Genomic DNA, 17,307 nt, shown 5'->3' with positions numbered 1-17,307 from the left:
GAAACAATGAACACCGTCACCCCAATCGTCACCGATACCAATCCCGAAACGATGAAGGCGCTGCTTGACCGGCAAAGGGCGTCTTTCCTGAAGGACGGGCCGCCGAGCATTGTGACCCGCACCGATCGCATCGACCGCGTCATCGCCCTTCTTGTCGACCATAAGGATGCGATTGCCTCTGCCCTGTCGGACGATTTCGGCAGCCGCAGCGTCGATGCGAGCCTGCTTCTCGACGTCTTTACCTGCGTCGGTTCGCTCAAATACGCCAAGGCCCATCTTGCCGAATGGCTGAGGCCCGAGCAGCACGAGGCATTGTTCCCGGACGCGGTGGCCGAGGTGGTCTATCAGCCGAAGGGGGTTGTCGGAATCCTCAGCCCGTGGAATTTCCCCTATCAGCTCGCCCTTGCGCCGCTTGCCGGCATTCTCGCCGCCGGCAATCGCGCCATGATCAAGCCGTCGGAGGTGACGCCGGCCTCGGCCGCCTTGATGGCGGAACTCATCGCCGGCGCCTTCGACGAAACGGAAATCGCCGTGGTCCAGGGCGGACCGGCGACGGGCACGGCCTTTACATCGCTTGCCTTCGACCATCTGATCTTCACCGGCGGGACCGCGGTCGCCCATCATGTCATGCGCGCGGCGGCGGAAAACCTGACGCCGCTGACGCTTGAACTCGGCGGCAAGTCGCCCGTCGTCGTCGGCCGCTCGGCCGACCTCGCCGACGCGGCGCGGCGCATCATGACCGTCAAGACGCTGAATGCCGGCCAGATCTGCCTTGCGCCTGATCATGTCTATGTGCTCGAGGAAAGCGTCGAGGCCTTTGCCGGGCACGCGGTCGCGGCGGTCGGCGCGATGTATCCGGCGCTGAAGGAAAATCCTGATTACACTTCGATCGTCAATGCCCGCCATCTCGCCCGAATCCAGGGCCTGATCGACGATGCCAGGGCCAAGGGCGCCCGTGTCGTCGAGATCAACCCGGCGGCAGAGAATTTCTCCCAGCAATCGGCGCACCGCATGCCTCCGACCCTGATCCTCGATCCCACGGAAGAAATGCGCGTGCTGCAGGAGGAAATCTTCGGACCCGTGCTGCCGGTCCTTCCCTATCGCGATATCGCCGACGTCATCGATCGTATCAATGCCAGGCCGCGCCCGCTCGCTCTCTATTACTTCAGCCAGGATCAGCAGGAGGAGGCCCGCGTCCTCGACAATACGACCTCTGGCGGGGTGACGGTCAACGACTGTATGAGCCACGTCACGGCGGAAGGACTGCCCTTCGGCGGCGTCGGCCATTCGGGCATGGGAGCCTATCACGGCAAGTTCGGCTTCCTCGCCTTCTCGCATCCGCGCGCCGTATATCACCAGAGCAGGATGGTGGAAGCGGAATACATGATGCGGCCGCCCTATGGCGAGGCGATGCGCGGCTTTTTGGCGGCGGCGATCTGCAAGTAGAAGAGAAGTGGCGGGCGATGCCGTCGGCAGCCGCGGCTGCTGACGGCACGGGATGGCTGCTCGCAACGAATGGCCCGATTGCGCAGTCTTATCCGGATAACGCTAGATTGTGTCATCAGGCTCCATGTCCAGACGCAGAGGATGCTGTTGTTAAACATGCCTTATGCTTCGGCTGCTAGCCGTTGAACCGCAGGGCGTTGCGGACATGATGTCTCCTGCGGTGCTGAAGCATGACTTTTCTATTGATGTTGCCAAATCTGGCAGCGGGCCTGGGTGCCCATACCTGATCGTCGGGGCGGACGGCTGCTTTCCTGTCGTCGCATTGCTGCCGACCGGCCGGGAGACGCGTCTGCGAAGGAATATGGCTTGATAGGTCTTTGATTTAACGAAGCTCAAACCAGTGTTGCCCTATGATTGGTTCGGTACATGTATTGGAAGGTGGATCCAACGCAGTGAATGGCATCTGGACGCAATTCGGTGGCAACCTGTCATTCGTGTGCCTGGCGATTTCGCTCTGGGCGCATTTCTCGATCCAATTTCAGCGTCGCTCGGTCATACAAGAAAAAATCGCCTTCGGAATCATAGCCGGCGGCGCCTCCATCGGGTCCATATTGCTGGCCGTCGAAGTCAATCCCGGCATTTATATCGACATCCGCTTTTCGCCGCTTGCTTTGGCGGGCATGTTTGGCGGACCGATCGCGGCCGCCTTTGCGGCGTCGCTGGCGATGGTCTTCCGCTTCTGGGTCGGCGGCGCCGCAATGATCGACGGTCTGATCGCAATTGCTGTCGCGACCGGTATCGGCCTGGCTGCCAACGTCTGGATCCGGAAGAGATCTCCCGAGCTCTTGGACGTTGCGCTGCTGAGCCTCGCGCTCGGCGGCGCACTTATTGTCTTGATGGCGGTGCTTCCCACCCTGGTGCACGCCCGCGTATTGGCCATCATCGGTCTGCCGATGACGGTATTGAACTGCCTGGCGACGGTGCTGTGTGGTTTCGTTCTGTTGAAGACGCAACAATGGGAGCTGGAGCGAAGCATCCTGGTAACCGCATTTTCGCAGTCGCCCGATTATCTCTACGTGAAGGACCGAAACAGCCGGTTCATCACCGTCAATGAAAATATGATCCGCCTTTTTCGTTTCAGAACCACGGCGGAGATGACCGGATTGTCGGATTTCAATCTTATCTCGCGGCCGCGCGCCGAAGAATTTTATTATCTCGAACAGCAGGTCATGGACACCGGTGTGCCCCTGATCGACTCCGTCGAGCGTATCGAAGACAGATACCTGCTCGCCTCCAAGGTGCCGCTGAAGGATAGGCAGGGACGGGTGATCGGCCTGGCCGGCGTCACGCGTGACGTGACGGAGCGGACTGCCCTGGAGCGGGAATTGCGCAAGAGCAAGAACCTGCTGTCACATGCGATGGCCGGCATGTCCGATGGCATCGCCATGTACGACAGCAAGGGTTTTCTCGTTTTTTGCAACGACCAGTATCGCGCCGCCTTTCCGCTATCCGGAGACGCCCGCGTGGTTGGCGCCCATATCAGCGACATCCTTCGCCGTGTTGCCGAAACCGGCGAGCGCACCGGTATCCCGGACGCTGACCGCGAAGAGTGGATCAAGGCCGTCAGTGCTACGTTGCACAGCAACAAGGACGAAGAGGTTCAGCTTCACAACGGCGACTGGCGCAGCATCCGGACAAGGTTAGCGGAAGACGGCACAGCGATGGCCGTCGTCTCGGACATCACGGCGACCAAGCAGGCGGAAATCGCCCTCCGGCTGTCGGCCGAGCAACTGAAGTCGCTCGCCGAGACCGATGGACTTACCGGCATGGTCAACCGCCGGGCCTTCGACGAGGCTTTCGCCCGTGAGACCGCAGGCAGCGCCAGGAAAAACACGCCGTTCAGCCTTCTGATGGTCGATATCGACCGCTTCAAGGCCTATAACGACACCTATGGTCATCCCGTCGGAGACCAATGCCTGCGTGTCGTCAGCAGGTGCCTGCGCCAGTCCGTAAGCCGCCCGGCAGACATCGTCGCACGCTACGGCGGAGAGGAATTCGTGGTTCTGCTGCCTGCAACCAGTGCGAAAGGGGCGATGATCGTTGCCGAGCAATTCGCGCGTCTCCTAAGCCAGGAGAATATCGTTCATACCGGCAGCGAATTCGGCCGGGTGACCGCCAGCATCGGCATATCCTGTGCGACGGGAGCCACCTTGAGGATCAACCCGAACCGCCTCCTGAGCGAGGCCGATGCCGCGCTCTACGACGCCAAGACGCAAGGCCGCAATCGCATCCTGGCACATTCGCCCGAGGAGCGGCACGCCATCAAGGACGTCGGTTAGACGAATCCTTGATAGGTTTTTCCTATCGAGCCATCGCGCGTGCGCCCTTGATGTTTTCCCCGCTTCGACAATACAGGGCGCATGGACACAAAATTCATTGGTAAGAAATCGGCGGCAGCCGGCGGCTGGGGCGCTTTGAAGAGCTGCGGGAAGCGTTTGCTTCAAAGCGGCATGCCGATTTCAGGGGCGCGGACGATGCTGAAGGCGAACCAGCCGGATGGATTCGATTGCCCGGGCTGCGCCTGGGGCGATCCGGAGCACGGATCGTCATTCGAGTTCTGCGAGAACGGCGTGAAGGCAGTCGCCTGGGAGGCGACGGAGAAACGGGCCACGCCCGCCTTCTTCGCGGAAAGGACGGTGTCGCAGCTTCGCCAGCTGACGGACTATGAACTGGAACTCAACGGCCGTCTGACCCATCCGATGCGCTACGATGCGGCGAGCGACCGTTACCTGCCGGTCGCATGGGAGGATGCCTTTGCCGAGATCGGCAGCATTCTGACAGGCCTCGATAATCCCAACCGGGCGGAATTCTACACGTCGGGCCGGGCGAGCAACGAGGCCGCCTTCCTGTACCAGCTGTTCGTGCGCGTCTATGGCACCAACAATTTTCCCGACTGCTCCAACATGTGCCACGAGGCGAGCGGCATCGCCATGCGTCAGGCTGTCGGTGTGGGCAAGGGTACCGTGCTGCTGGAGGATTTCGAAAAGGCCGATGCGATCTTCGTGATCGGGCAGAACCCGGGCACCAACCATCCGAGGATGCTCGGCGACTTGCGCCGGGCGGCGATCCGCGGCGCGCGCGTCGTTGTCTTCAATCCCATCCGCGAACGCGGCCTGGAGCGCTTCTCCGATCCGCAGGACAAGGTCGAGATGCTGCGCGGCGGTTCGACCGATATCGCCAGCTTTTATCTGCAGCCACAGCTCGGCGGCGACATGGCCGCGGTGCGCGGGATGGCAAAGGCCGTCCTGGCTGCGGAAGACGCCGCCGTCGCCGCCGGCCTGCCCTCCGTTCTCGACCATGCATTTCTCGCCGAACACTGCGCGGGTTTTGCAGAATACCGGGCAGCGGTCGAGGTGACCAGCTGGGCTGACATTGAGGACCAGTCGGGACTGAGCCGGCAGGAGATCGAACGGGCGGCCGATGTCTATGTCAACGCCGAGCGGGTGATCTGCACCTGGGCGATGGGCGTGACCCAGCATCTGCATTCCGTGGCGACGATCCGCGAGATCGCCAACTTCATGTTCCTGCGCGGCAATATCGGCCGGCCGGGTGCCGGCCTGTGCCCGGTTCGCGGCCATTCCAACGTGCAGGGCGACCGCACGGTCGGCATCAACGAAAAGCCATCGGACGATTTTCTCGATGCGCTGGAGAAGCATTTCCGATTCACCGTTCCCCGCGAACATGGCCACAATGTCCTTGCCGCGATCGGCGCGATGCTCGATGGTTCGGCGGAGGCCTTCATCGGGCTTGGCGGCAATTTCGCCCGCGCCACGCCCGACAGCGCACTCGTTGAAAAGGCGCTGCGGCGGCTGAAGCTGACCGTGCACATCGCCACCAAACCCAATCATTCGCATCTCATGCCCGGCGAGACGGCCTTCATCCTGCCGTGCCTCGGGCGCACCGAGATGGATCTGAATGCGGCGGGCAACTCACAGCTCATAAGCGTCGAGGATTCGATGAGCATGGTGCATGGTTCCGCCGGCATCAACCGCCCGGCTTCGCCGCATCTCCTCTCGGAAGTCGGCATCATTGCCGGCATCGCACAGGCGACGGTCGGCTCCGCCGTGGTCGACTGGGCAGAGCTTGCCGACGACCACGACCGTATCCGCGATCATATCGAGGCGACCATTCCAGGTTTCGAAAACTACAATGCGCGCCTGCGCAAGCCGCGCGGTTTCCACCTGTGCAACACGGCGGCCCATCGGGAGTGGGATACGCCGGCAGGCAAGGCATCCTTCTCTTCGGAGGCGCTTCCGGAGGAGACGGTGCATCAGCGGGCGCGAAAGGGCGAGGGGCGCTTCGCCCTGCAGACGTTCCGATCGCACGATCAATACAACACGACGGTCTACGGTCTCGATGACCGATACCGCGGCGTTTACGGGGAGCGGCAGGTCATCTTCATTCATCCGGCCGACCTGACGGCGATGAATGCCAAGGCCGGTGACCGGGTCGACGTGGTCGGCGAGCATGATGACGGTATCGAGCGCATCGCTGAGAATTTCCGCTTTGTGCCCTATGACATTCCGCGAGGAAGCATCGCGGGCTACTATCCCGAACTGAACGTGCTCGTGCCGCTTGGCAGCGCAGGTACGGAAAGCGATACGCCCACCTCGAAATCCATCATGGTGTCCTTCCGCCAGCGAAAAGCCGCGTGAGCGAAGAGGCCTCCGACGTCGATCGCTTTCTCGCTCTCGTCGCTGCGGCGCAAGGCAGGGATAACAAGCTGACATCCATCCAGGCCGGTCTCCTGGTCGCCGCGGATCTGGGGATTGCGCGTGACAGCCGCGCCTTTGCGCGCCTGCTGGGGGTTGCGCATTCTCTCGTGCTCAGGGAACTCAACGTCCTGGCGGAACGCGAAGGGATGCTGCGGATCGTGAAGCGGGATCTAAGGACAATGAGAGTGCATTACACGTTGCCGCCGCGGGACGAGGCGTAAACACCCCTGCGCCGCAAGCCATGGCCGCTATCGTCGCATCACGCGCTTTCTGGTGTCGGAGGGGTATTCTCCGTAGGTGGTTTTATAGACTGCCGAAAACCGGCCGAAATGAAAGAAGCCCCATTTGAGGCAGACGGCCTTCATGGTCTCCTTGCTCTCGGGATCGAGCAATTCCTGGCGCGCGGCACGCAGCCGAAGCGTCAGCAGATAGGCGGCGGGGGAGGTCCCCCTGAACGCACGAAAACCGGTTTCGAGCGCCCGGCTGGATACGCCTGCGGCTTCGGCCACTTTCGGCATGGTAATCGGCTGATCGATATTGGCGTGCATGAATTCGATCGCCCTGCGGACATGCCGGGGAGCGATCAGGGCGGGGCGATTCTCAAGGAAATGCGACAGCCGGTGCGGCACCAGGCGCACGACCAGATCGGCCAGCGCCTGTGTCATATGCGCCATGGCGATCGGCGACTGCAGCAAGGGGCCATCGTCGCGCATGCCTGAGATGATCGTTTCCGTGAGATTGCCGATCAACCGGCCTTCCGGCTTGGACAGATCCAGTTCCGGCAGCAGATCGAGGGACCCGCTGAACGGCATCTCGAAAGTCTGGCCGATCGTCTGCAGGATGACAGGCCAGTTGATCAGCAACTCGTCGATGACGTTCGATTGCCCATGCATGATGACGCTGTTGGGTTCGAAATTGTTATAGAGAAGCAATTTTCCTTGCCCGGCCTCGGCGATGCGGGACGATCCATAGGTTACCCCCATGCCGCCGCTGCGCGGCACGACGATCGACAGATACTCCGCCGTATCGACGGTCGGCTCGATATTGAACTGAAACTCCGCCTCATGATAACCCGTGAGCAGGACGGCTTTGTCACATACCGAGAAATCCAATCCCCAATGGAAGTCCTGGGCGCGGCCGACAGGCTCTGCATCAAATGCGCCAAAAGCGCCCCCCAGCGTTTCGACCATATTATCGAAGGACGAACCGCTAAATCGAAATGAGAATGGCGCAGTGCTATTTTCCGTCATCCTGCTCCCATTGTTCGATCTGGCTGTTTCGACATGCTCTTCTCCGCCGCTCGCAGGTGCCAGCGCGACGCGCGGCCGGCGAGAGTGTCGGATTGGTGCGCGTACCTCTGCCAGCCTTGCCAGTCGTCATGGATGGTCGTCCTGCGCCGCGGCGCTTCATCAGAGCCTGTAGACGGCATGGATGAGCGGCCTTGGACGTATATTAGACGATTGTTGGATAGAGTGCAGCAGCTTGTAGCGGAGCAGGTGGATCTCCGCGTGATACCGGCATCGAGATCAGCGGCTTGCGCCAGCTGATGCAGGCCGAATTCGGGCATGGTAAATGTCAAAAAGACCAACCCGTTGAATGCATTAGTTCCCATCCAGATCAGGAACTGACAGAACCCGCGGCCATTGGCAAGACGTCACGCTGCCGGCGATGACGACAACCCGCTGATAAAACGATTACGCTGAAGGAGCGATTTTACAGCTGTATCCGCCACGCCACAGGTTCAACCGCGGCGATCTTGCCGAGATGCGCGTCATCTGAAGCTTGTAGAGCGCGCCCCAATTCGCGAGCCGCGCAGTCGCCTGCCGAAGGGTCTTAGTGGACCGCTTAAAGAGGACCTTCGGCAGGCAGACAGGTACGCAGGCATACGCACGGGATGGAGTGCGTATGTATGATCCCTTCCATCCGGGGGGTGATGGATGGACGGGCTTGGCTTTGGGACCGTAAACCATCATGGCCTTGGTCGAGATTGATCTTACTGTTCCTCAGCTATGGAGCAATTGTCACGTCCCGATATTGTCGGCCAACCGGCTTTTCGTGACGCAGTCTGGACTGACCTTGCGCAAAATGTATAGGTAAGCACTTGCTTGAAAGCCGCCTGTCTTGCGCAACGAGCTGCGGAAAGTGGATAGAGATCTTCAATTTCTCAATTCGCACCAACGATGGGAACTTCGCATGATGCCGCCGGGCGCGATGCATTCGGCTTTGGGCTGAGCAATGATTTTCTCACTGAGGGCACAAGCGACGGATCGTTTCCAACACGCCTATGTCGACGTCAAGACTACCGGTTTCCACGGCGCTCGCGGGCATCGCTCTGTCTCCGGGGATACGGACTCCCTTGGAGCGCAGCCGTTCCAATTGGGCCTTGGCGCGCGCCGGGAAACCTGCATCCACGGCCGCGGGGAATAGCGCGATCACGGTCATTCCCGCATTCACCGGGTGTTCGCCCGAAAGAAAGTGGCCGGCATCAAGCGACCACGCCGCACCGGAAAGACCCGCGGCGAGCATCTCGACGATAAGGGCGATATTGCCGCCCTTGTAGCCGCCGAAGGGCAGGAGAGCGCCAAGCATCGCCTTGACCGGATCGGTGGTGATTGCGCCGGTCTCGTCGATGGCCATGCCCTGAGCGATCGGCGACTGCGCCTTTGCCGCCTCGGCAAGGGATATGAATGCCGTGGCACTCGTCGCCTGGTCGATGACGAGGGGCGGCAAGGGTTCCGGCAGAGGCACGCCGAAAGCGAGCGGATTGGTGCAGTAGACGGGCTCCCCGCCCTCGGCGGCGGCCATCAAGGCCGGTCCGTTGGCGGCGGCGATGGATATCAACCCGTCTTGAGCCAGGCGCCGGACGTAATATCCCAATTCCCCGGCGGTATAGCTGTTTCTTTGCGTGAGGACGGAAATGCCGAAGGTTTTCACACGCTTTACGAAGTCGTCGTAAATGAGGTCAAACCCGAGCTGCGCTATGCCGCCGTCCGCATCGGCCTGGATCAGGGCCGGCAGCACATGGTCGAAGCGGGGCTTGGCGTCTCCGTTGATCCGCCCGTCGCGCAGGCTGGTGAGATAATCGACGAAATGCGGAAAACCGAGTTCAGTGCGCCCGAAGCAGGCGGCCGACAGCGTTGCATCGACGAGAGCCTTCGCCATGGCCGGGCTGCCGCCGCAGGCGAGGCAGGCTTCGAGCGCCAGGTGGCGGAGCTCGTCGATCGGCATTCTCATTTTCTGCCCGGCCATCACAGCTCCAATGCCGCGCGTCTGCCCAGGCCGATCAGCGAAAACAGACGCGGGAAGAGTTTTGACATCGGGATCCCCAGGCGTCAGGCGGCCGACTTCCCAGTTCCAGAGATGGCGACGTGCCTGATATCGGCGTCGCCAACGAAACGGAAAGACGGCCGCATTGGGAGCTTCAAAGTGCGACCGAGAGCGCGCTGTCGCGTCGGGGAGCCACCTCCTGCGAGTTCACCATCGCGCCCGCGAGCTGGCGGAAGGTGACAAGCCCCAAGGCTTCCCCGGATGGTAAAACCACTCTGGCATCGTCGTGCGCCGCCGATGCCAGGATCCGGACGGCGTCTTCGACGGTCGTGCCTGATGCGATCGTCAATCCGCCTGGCACCGCACCGGAATGCAAGGATGTCATGATGGCATCGACCTGGATGACCCTGCCTCGATTGACCTCCTTGACGAAGTTGGCGATGTAGGCGTCGGCCGGACGCAGAACGATGTCCTGGCTGGTGCCCTGCTGGATGACTTCGCCATCGCGCAGGATCGCAATCTGGTCGCCCAGCCGAAGGGCTTCGTCGAGATCGTGGGTGATGAAGACGATGGTCTTCTTGATCTCCTTCTGAATGTCGAGAAGGACCGTCTGCATATCCGTGCGGATCAATGGATCGAGCGCCGAATAGGCCTCGTCCATCAGCAGAACCGGCGCATCGTTGGAGAGGGCTCGCGCCAGACCGACGCGCTGCTGCATGCCGCCCGATAGCTGGTTGGGATATTTGCTCTCGAAGCCCTTCAGGCCGACCCGCTCCAGCCAGCCCATGGCGACATCGACGGCTTTCGAGCGCTCCATGCCCTGCACTTCGCGGCCGAAGATGGTATTGTCGAGAACATTCCGGTGCGGCAGAAGCGCGAACTTCTGAAACACCATTGCCGTCTGGTGCCGGCGAAACGTCCGCAATTCGGTCTCGTTCATTTTCACCACATCGACGCCGTCGACAAGCACTTCGCCTGATGTTGGATCGATCAGACGGTTGATGTGGCGGATGAGCGTCGATTTGCCCGAACCCGAAAGGCCCATGATGACCTGGATGCGGCCCGAGGGTATCTCGACATTGATATCTTTCAGGCCGAGCACGTGGCCGTGCTTTTCGTTGAGATCGGTCTTCGATAATCCCTTTTGGACAGCATCGACATGAGCGCCGGGATTGGGACCGAAGATCTTGTAGAGATGGCGGATCTTGATGCCGCCGAAACGTTGATCAGCCATGGACGATCTCCCGATGCTTCTGGAGCCGTTTGCCATACGCCTGGCTGACCCGGTCGAAGATGATGGCAATGCCGACGATGGCAAGGCCGTTGAAAATACCCAGCGTGAAGTACTGGTTGGCGATCGCCTTCAGAACCGGCTGGCCAAGACCCTGCACGCCGATCATCGAAGCGACGACGACCATGGCGAGCGCCATCATGATGGTCTGGTTGATGCCGGCCATGATGGTGGGAAGCGCCAGCGGCAGCTGGACCTTGAACAGCTTCTGCGAACTCGACGTTCCGAACGCATCGGCTGCCTCGAGCACGTCCTTGTCGACCAGGCGGATGCCGAGGTCGGTCAGCCTTATCATCGGCGGGATGGCGTAGATGACGACGGCAATCAGTCCCGGCACCTTGCCGATGCCGAGCAGCATGACGACAGGGATCAGATAGACGAAGCTCGGCATCGTCTGCATGACGTCGAGGATCGGATTGATAACGCGCTGCAGCCGGTCGGAACGCGCCATCAATATCCCCATCGGAATGCCGATGGCGATGGAGAGTACGGTACAGACGAAGATCATCGAGACCGTCCGCATCGTATCGTCCCACATGTCGAAATAGCCGATCAACAGCAGTGTGACGAGACAGCCGAGGACGATCTTCAGGCTGCGGCTGGCAAACCATGCGATAACAAGGATGATTGCCGTAATGATCGGCCACGGCGTCTGCGTCATGAAGCGGTCGGCGGCGATCAGGAAATGCTGCAGCGGCGAGAAGAGGCTTTCGATCGCGTCGCCATAGGTGCGGGTAAACGTGCGAAAACCGTCATCGATCGCCTTCTTCAGATTGCGAAGGGCGTCGTCATCCATATGCGGGAATTTATAAAACCATTCCATTCGGTTCCCCTTTTTCTTCAAAGAGCCGTGGCAGTCTTTTTGATTTTATCGGCAGCGAGAGGCGGTGCGCATTAAGCGCACCGCAGTAGTCGGCGTCAGAGCATGATGCCGAAAAGTGTGAGCGGTTTTCGGACGACATCATGCTCTCACTATTTAACTTAGAACAGGGTTCAGATTTTAGGCCGAACAGGCCTAAAATCATCCTGTTCTAGAGAGCAGCTTCGATCTTCGTGGCTGCCTCAGGCGAGACCCACTTGGTCCAGAGGTCCTTGTTTTCTTTGAGGAAGTGCTTGGCACCGTCCTCGCCGGTCGCCTGGTTGTCGGTCATCCACGCCATGAGCTTGTTGACCGTGTCGTTGCTCCAGGAGCGCTTCGTCAGGTAGTCCATGACTTCAGGGCCGACCTTTTCCGAGAAAGGCTTTGCAACGAGGGTGACGATCTTGTCGACCGGCCATGCATTCGGCTTCGGATCGGGGCAATCGGCGACTGTATTGCAGCGCTTCCATTCGGCGGCGTCGTTCGGAACGCCGGCTTCCAGCTTGACCATCTCATACTTGCCGAGCAGCGCGGTCGGCGCCCAGTAGTAGCCGGCCCAGCCTTCCTTGCGTTCGTAGGCCTTGGAGATCGAGCCATCGAGGCCGGCAGCCGAGCCGGTATCGACGAGGGTGAAGCCGGCCTTGTCGGCTTCGAAGGCCTTGTAGAGCTGCGTGGTCACCACGGTGCCGCCCCAGCCCTGCGGCCCGTTATAGATGGCGCCCTTCTTCGCATCCTCAGGAGCGGGGAAGAGTTCCGGATGCTTCAGCACGTCGCCGATGGTCTTGATGTCAGGATGGGCGTCGGCCAGATATTTGGGAATCCACCAGCCCTGGACGCCGCCATCGGGCAGCGGAGAGCCGACCTGAACGATCCGGCCTTCTTCCGTTCCCTTCTTGACGACGTCGGGGAGCAGGTCGATCCAGGCTTCGGGCGCGATGTCCGGCTGGCCCTTTTCGGCCATCGAGGTGATCGTCGGGACGGTATCGCCGACGGTGATTTCGGCCTCACAGCCATAACCTTCGTTCAGGATGAACTTGTCGAGGTTGGAGAGAACCTCTGCACTCTGCCAGTTCATGCTGGCGATGGTGACAGTGCCGCATTCGGCGGCGCTGGCGAAAGACGCCCCGCCGATCAGGCCGAACGTCAGACATGTCGATGCGAATAGTTTTTTCATTCTCGTTCCCTCTGTTTAGCGGCCGGTTTTGCTGAGCGGGGCGCCGCAGGACCCACTCCAACGGTTGTCAGGAAGCGTCTCCCATACTCACCGATTTCTTGAATGCCGCCGATAATCCCTCCGCAACCGAAGCGTCGAACCCGGCAACGCGCATGCCTTCGATGGCTGCCGCAGTGGTGCCGCGATAGCCGACAAAGGTTTGAACGACGTCATCGGGACATTCGTCATGGCGCTCCAGCAGGCGGCCGGCGCCTGTGATCACCGTGTTGACGGCGCGCCGCGCAATCTCCGCCGGCAGGCCATTTGCGATGGCGTCGCGCATCATGGCGGCGGCGAGCAATGCGGGGAAAGCCGGTCCGGACCCGGAAAGACCCGTGAGATAATCAATGTCGCTTTCCCTTGCGACCTCGTCCTCAGATCCGCATGCCTCGAAAATAGCACGGACGAGCGCCCGGTCGTCTTCGGTGACATCGCTCGCGCCAATCCATGGCGTATAGGACCTGGCCACTTCGGCGGCGGCGTTCGGCAAAGCGCGGATGACGCGACCGGTGTTGTGGCGCTCGGAAAGTGCGTCCAGGCGGATGGCCGCCATGACCGAGATGACCAGCTTGCCGCCGGCATCGACATCGAGAGCATGCCAGTCATCAGGACGGACGGAAAGGACGATCACGTCCGAGCGGTCGGCAAGCGCCTGATTGTCGGTGGTCAGGAAAGAATTCGGGAAACGGCGCGGCTGCTCACTGCGATAGGAAAGGGAGAGATTTCGAGGTTCGACCAGGCCGGCATCAAGGATCGAGCCGGCGATTGCTCCGCCAAGCCAGCCACCGCCGCCAATGATACCGATCCTCAGGGAAGCGCTCATCCGGCTCTCCCTAACCCGGCCTGTAGCCATGCCGCGAGAAGAAGCGATCGAGCTCCCTCTGCTGCGGCACTTCGCCGGTGTAGATCGCGATATATTCGGGGATCCGTTTCATGCGGACGGCGAGTTCCTCCCTGGCTTGCATGGAGATGTATCCGATCTGCACGAGGTAAGTTGTTCGCGCTCGGACATCTGATGTCGCTTCTGGTAGCCCGAAGCGGATAAACATCCGCTTGAGGGCTTCCAGGCGAAGCTGGTCGGCTTGCCGGACCTCGGCGAGAATCTCGTCGGACTGCAGTGCCCAGCTGCGTACGGCGAACTCGAACCTGGCGTCGAACAGATCATTGTTGAGCCAGCAATCGAAGACGTTAAGCATCGCCTCGGCAAGCGATTCCGCATAGGCTTCGGACTGCTTGACGATGTTGCCGGTGTTTTTGTCGCGCCACCGCGCCACGAGCCCGGCCAGCAGTTCCTCCCGGTCCTTGAAGAACCAGTAGAAGCTCGTGCGCGAGAGGTTGAGCTTCTTCGCCAGCGGCAGAATTTTCACCGAATCCACGCCGGAATCGAGCAGCGAGTGGTAAGCTGCTTCCAGCCATCCCTCCTGTGATCCGCGCCAGCCAGTGTCGTTCAAAGCCTGATCCATGGGCTATCTCCTATCAAATTATCAAGCCGCGCACAAGAAAAATGTACATGAGTGTCGAAAACGGAGACCCATATGTTTTCAATATTGACACATATGTACATTGTGCTTAGCGTCTCCTCTGACGTTTTTAATCCGGAACCACGGCCCATGTCGAACGATCCCCTTCTTCAGCCCTATCAGCTCAAGCATTTGACGCTACGCAACCGTATCATCGTGACCTCCCACGAGCCGGCCTATCCGGAAGACGGCATGCCGAAGGAGAGGTATCGCGCCTATACGGTGGAGCGGGCAAAGGGCGGCGTGGCCTTGACGATGACGGCAGGCTCGGCCGCGGTTTCCAGGGACAGCCCGCCGGTCTTCAACAACCTGCTCGCCTATAAGGACGAGATCGTGCCCTGGATCCGGGAAATGACCGACGCCGTGCATGAAGAGGGTGCGGCGATCATGATCCAGCTCACCCATCTCGGCCGGCGCACGCGCTGGGACAAGGGCGACTGGCTGCCGGTCGTGGCGCCATCGCATCAGCGCGAGGCGTCCCACCGCGCCTTTCCGAAAAAGATGGAAGATTGGGACATCGAGCGCATCATAAAGGATTTCGCCGACGCGGCCGAGCGCATGAAGGCGGGCGGCATGGATGGTGTCGAACTGGAAGCCTACGGCCACCTGATCGACCAGTTCACGTCTCCGCTCACCAACGAACTCGACGGTCCCTATGGCGGCTCGCTCGATAACCGTTTGCGCTTCTGTCTCGATGTGTTCAAGGCGATCCGGCAAAGGGTGGGGAACGACTTCATTCTGGGCGTGCGCTACACCGCCGACGAATGTCTTCCCGGCGGCACCGGCAAGGGCGATGGCATCGAAATCTCCAGGCGCCTGAAGGCAAGCGGCCTGATCGATTACCTCAACGTGATCCGCGGCCACATCGATACCGATGCGGGTCTGACCGACGTGATCCCGATCCAGGGCATGGCGAATTCACCGCATCTTGATTTCGCCGGCGAAATTCGCGCCGCAACCAATTTCCCGACCTTCCATGCGGCGAAAATCCCTGACGTCGCCACCGCGCGCCACGCGATCGTCTCCGGCAAGGTCGACATGGTCGGCATGACCCGCGCCCACATGACCGATCCGCACATCGTCCGTAAGATCATCGAAAAGCGGGAAGACGATATTCGTCCCTGCGTCGGCGCCAATTACTGTCTCGATCGCATCTACCAGGGCGGGGCGGCCTTCTGTATCCACAATGCCGCCACCGGCCGCGAACTGACCATGCCGCATATCGTGGCGAAGGCCGAGGCCAAGAAAAAGGTCGTCATCGTCGGCGCCGGCCCAGCCGGTCTGGAAGCGGCGCGCGTCGCCGGAGAACGCGGTCACCAGGTCGTGGTTTTTGAAGCGGCGAGCAATCCCGGCGGTCAGATCCGCCTCACCGCCCAGAGCGAGCGCCGCAGGGAGATGATCAGCATCATCGACTGGCGCATGAGCCAGTGCGAGAAATACGACGTCACCTTCCACTTCAACACTTGGGCGGAAGCCGATACCATCGAGGCCGAGAACCCCGATGTCGTCATCATCGCGACCGGCGGCTTGCCGCATACCGAGGTTCTCGCCCGCGGCAACGAGCTGGTGGTCTCGTCATGGGACATCATCTCCGGCGACGTGAAGCCTGGAACCAACGTGCTGATCTTTGACGATGCCGGCGACCATGCCGGCCTTCAGGCAGCCGAGTTTCTCGCTAAGGCAGGCGCCAAGGTCGAGATCATGACGCCGGACCGGTCCTTCGCGCCAGAGGTCATGGCCATGAACCTGGTGCCCTATATGCGGTCTCTGCAGAAACATGACGTGACCTTCACCGTCACCTATCGTCTGGAAGCCGTCGAGAAGAGCGGCAACCAGCTCGTCGCCCATGTCGGCAGCGATTACGGCGGGATTGCCAGGCAGCACAGCTTCGACCAGATCGTCGTCAATCATGGGACCATTCCGCTCGATGATCTCTATTTCGAGCTGAAGCCCAACTCGAGCAATCTCGGCGAGATGTCGCACGACCAGCTTCTTTCCGGAGAACCCCAGTCCGTGATCCGCAATCCCGACGGCAAGTTCCAACTGTTCCGGATCGGGGATGCGGTCGCCGCACGCAACACGCATGCCGCCGTCTATGACGGGTTGCGCATCGCGAAAGATATCTGATCGCAGGAGCGGGCCGCTTGCCGGCGGATCGTCTCGGGAGGTTATGACATGAGTTTACGCAAGGAAAGCCTCCAGATCTTCCTGGATGCGACTTTCGCGGCTTTCGACCAGTTCGCCAAGGCCCCGGAAGCCCGCCGCTCGGTCCGTCAGATTTTTGCAGCGCTGGAGCGCCCGGGGGCTGCGCGTGCGGGGCCGGGAAGCCGGTTGCCCGTGTGTGCTCAGCTTGATGTGGCGCTTTCCTTCGATACGTCCTATCCTTCGCTGACGCGTTTGATCGAGGGGTTCAAAGGCATCGAGCCAATGCTTGAATGGCATCGGCGCACCAAGTATGACCACACGGCCAGCGACAATTTTGTCGATGGGCATGCCAATGCGATGATTATCGGCCCGGGAGGATTGGAGGAGCGGAGCGATCTGTGGATCGGCGTGACGTTGATGGCGCCTCGGGTGCGCTATCCCGACCACGTTCATGCGCCAGAGGAGGTCTACCTCGTACTGTCCGAGGGAGAGTTCCAGCAGGGGGAAGGGAACTGGTTTTCGCCTGGTATCGGCGGATCCTTCTACAATGTCCCCGAAATCAAGCATGCCATGAGGTCGCTCGACACGCCGCTCTTCGCCTTCTGGGCATTACTTGCCGAACGGCCAGCAGTTTAGAAATAAAGGGGGGTTGCCCATGAAAATTCTCGTGCCAGTCAAACGGGTTGTCGACTACAACGTGAAGATCCGGGTGAAGCCGGATGGCACGGGTGTCGAGCTTGCCAATGTGAAGATGTCGATGAACCCGTTCGACGAGATCTCGGTGGAAGAGG

The 17,307-nt window shown here is 60.7% G+C and carries 13 protein-coding genes and 1 pseudogene; 7 read left to right on the top strand and 7 right to left on the bottom strand.

The genetic code is table 11. The annotated features are described in order from the left end of the window. The first annotated feature begins 6 nt into the window (after positions 1–6). From HX898_RS24180 to HX898_RS24165, 4 genes are all read left to right on the top strand, one after another. Positions 7–1,446, top strand: a complete 1,440-nt coding sequence (locus HX898_RS24180; RefSeq protein ID WP_180195972.1) for a coniferyl aldehyde dehydrogenase — start codon at positions 7–9, stop codon at positions 1,444–1,446. Between the two features lie 410 nt (positions 1,447–1,856). After that, positions 1,857–3,785, top strand: coding sequence for a diguanylate cyclase (locus tag HX898_RS24175; protein WP_180195971.1), 1,929 nt, complete (start codon positions 1,857–1,859; stop codon positions 3,783–3,785). A gap of 81 nt (positions 3,786–3,866) precedes the next feature. Continuing rightward, positions 3,867–6,161, top strand: coding sequence for an FdhF/YdeP family oxidoreductase (locus HX898_RS24170; protein ID WP_180195970.1), 2,295 nt, complete (start codon positions 3,867–3,869; stop codon positions 6,159–6,161). Continuing rightward, entirely contained in the window at positions 6,158–6,442 is a 285-nt protein-coding gene (locus HX898_RS24165) for a hypothetical protein (RefSeq protein ID WP_180195969.1), read from the top strand. The genes HX898_RS24170 and HX898_RS24165 overlap by 4 nt, the downstream gene beginning before the upstream one ends. 27 nt (positions 6,443–6,469) lie before the next feature. On the opposite strand, the gene HX898_RS24160 is transcribed toward HX898_RS24165, so the two are convergent. From HX898_RS24160 to HX898_RS24130, 7 genes are all read right to left on the bottom strand, one after another. After that, positions 6,470–7,471, bottom strand: coding sequence for a helix-turn-helix domain-containing protein (locus HX898_RS24160; protein ID WP_180195968.1), 1,002 nt, complete (start codon positions 7,469–7,471; stop codon positions 6,470–6,472). 994 nt (positions 7,472–8,465) lie between these two features. Then, positions 8,466–9,470, bottom strand: a complete 1,005-nt coding sequence (locus tag HX898_RS24155) for an Ldh family oxidoreductase (protein WP_180195967.1) — start codon at positions 9,468–9,470, stop codon at positions 8,466–8,468. Positions 9,471–9,642: 172 nt separating this feature from the next. After that, on the bottom strand, positions 9,643–10,722 hold the full coding sequence (locus tag HX898_RS24150; RefSeq protein ID WP_180195966.1) for a betaine/proline/choline family ABC transporter ATP-binding protein: 1,080 nt from the start codon (positions 10,720–10,722) through the stop codon (positions 9,643–9,645). Further along, entirely contained in the window at positions 10,715–11,602 is an 888-nt protein-coding gene (locus HX898_RS24145; RefSeq protein WP_138388626.1) for a proline/glycine betaine ABC transporter permease, read from the bottom strand. Before HX898_RS24145 ends, HX898_RS24150 begins: the two co-directional genes overlap by 8 nt. 208 nt (positions 11,603–11,810) lie before the next feature. Continuing rightward, positions 11,811–12,812: an ABC transporter substrate-binding protein gene (locus tag HX898_RS24140; RefSeq protein ID WP_164068472.1), complete on the bottom strand. Its 1,002-nt coding sequence runs from the start codon at positions 12,810–12,812 to the stop codon at positions 11,811–11,813. A 67-nt stretch (positions 12,813–12,879) separates the two neighbouring features. Next, on the bottom strand, positions 12,880–13,674 hold the full coding sequence (locus HX898_RS24135; RefSeq protein ID WP_180195965.1) for a pyrroline-5-carboxylate reductase dimerization domain-containing protein: 795 nt from the start codon (positions 13,672–13,674) through the stop codon (positions 12,880–12,882). A 10-nt stretch (positions 13,675–13,684) separates the two neighbouring features. Next, positions 13,685–14,314 (bottom strand): TetR/AcrR family transcriptional regulator, encoded by a 630-nt coding sequence (locus HX898_RS24130; RefSeq protein WP_003562222.1) that lies wholly within the window; start codon positions 14,312–14,314, stop codon positions 13,685–13,687. Positions 14,315–14,461: 147 nt separating this feature from the next. Between HX898_RS24130 and HX898_RS24125 the strand changes: the two genes are divergently transcribed. From HX898_RS24125 to HX898_RS24115, 3 genes and pseudogenes are all read left to right on the top strand, one after another. Further along, positions 14,462–16,498, top strand: coding sequence for an NADH:flavin oxidoreductase (locus HX898_RS24125; RefSeq protein WP_180195964.1), 2,037 nt, complete (start codon positions 14,462–14,464; stop codon positions 16,496–16,498). Positions 16,499–16,546: 48 nt separating this feature from the next. After that, positions 16,547–17,152: a dimethylsulfoniopropionate lyase gene (locus HX898_RS24120; RefSeq protein ID WP_180195963.1), complete on the top strand. Its 606-nt coding sequence runs from the start codon at positions 16,547–16,549 to the stop codon at positions 17,150–17,152. A gap of 19 nt (positions 17,153–17,171) precedes the next feature. Next, a pseudogene (locus HX898_RS24115) lies at positions 17,172–17,307 on the top strand (electron transfer flavoprotein subunit beta/FixA family protein); the annotation flags it as partial.

This window comes from Rhizobium sp. WYCCWR 11128 (assembly GCF_013416305.1).
Lineage (GTDB): Bacteria > Pseudomonadota > Alphaproteobacteria > Rhizobiales > Rhizobiaceae > Rhizobium > Rhizobium indicum.
This window is presented reverse-complemented; position numbering and strand designations above follow the sequence as displayed.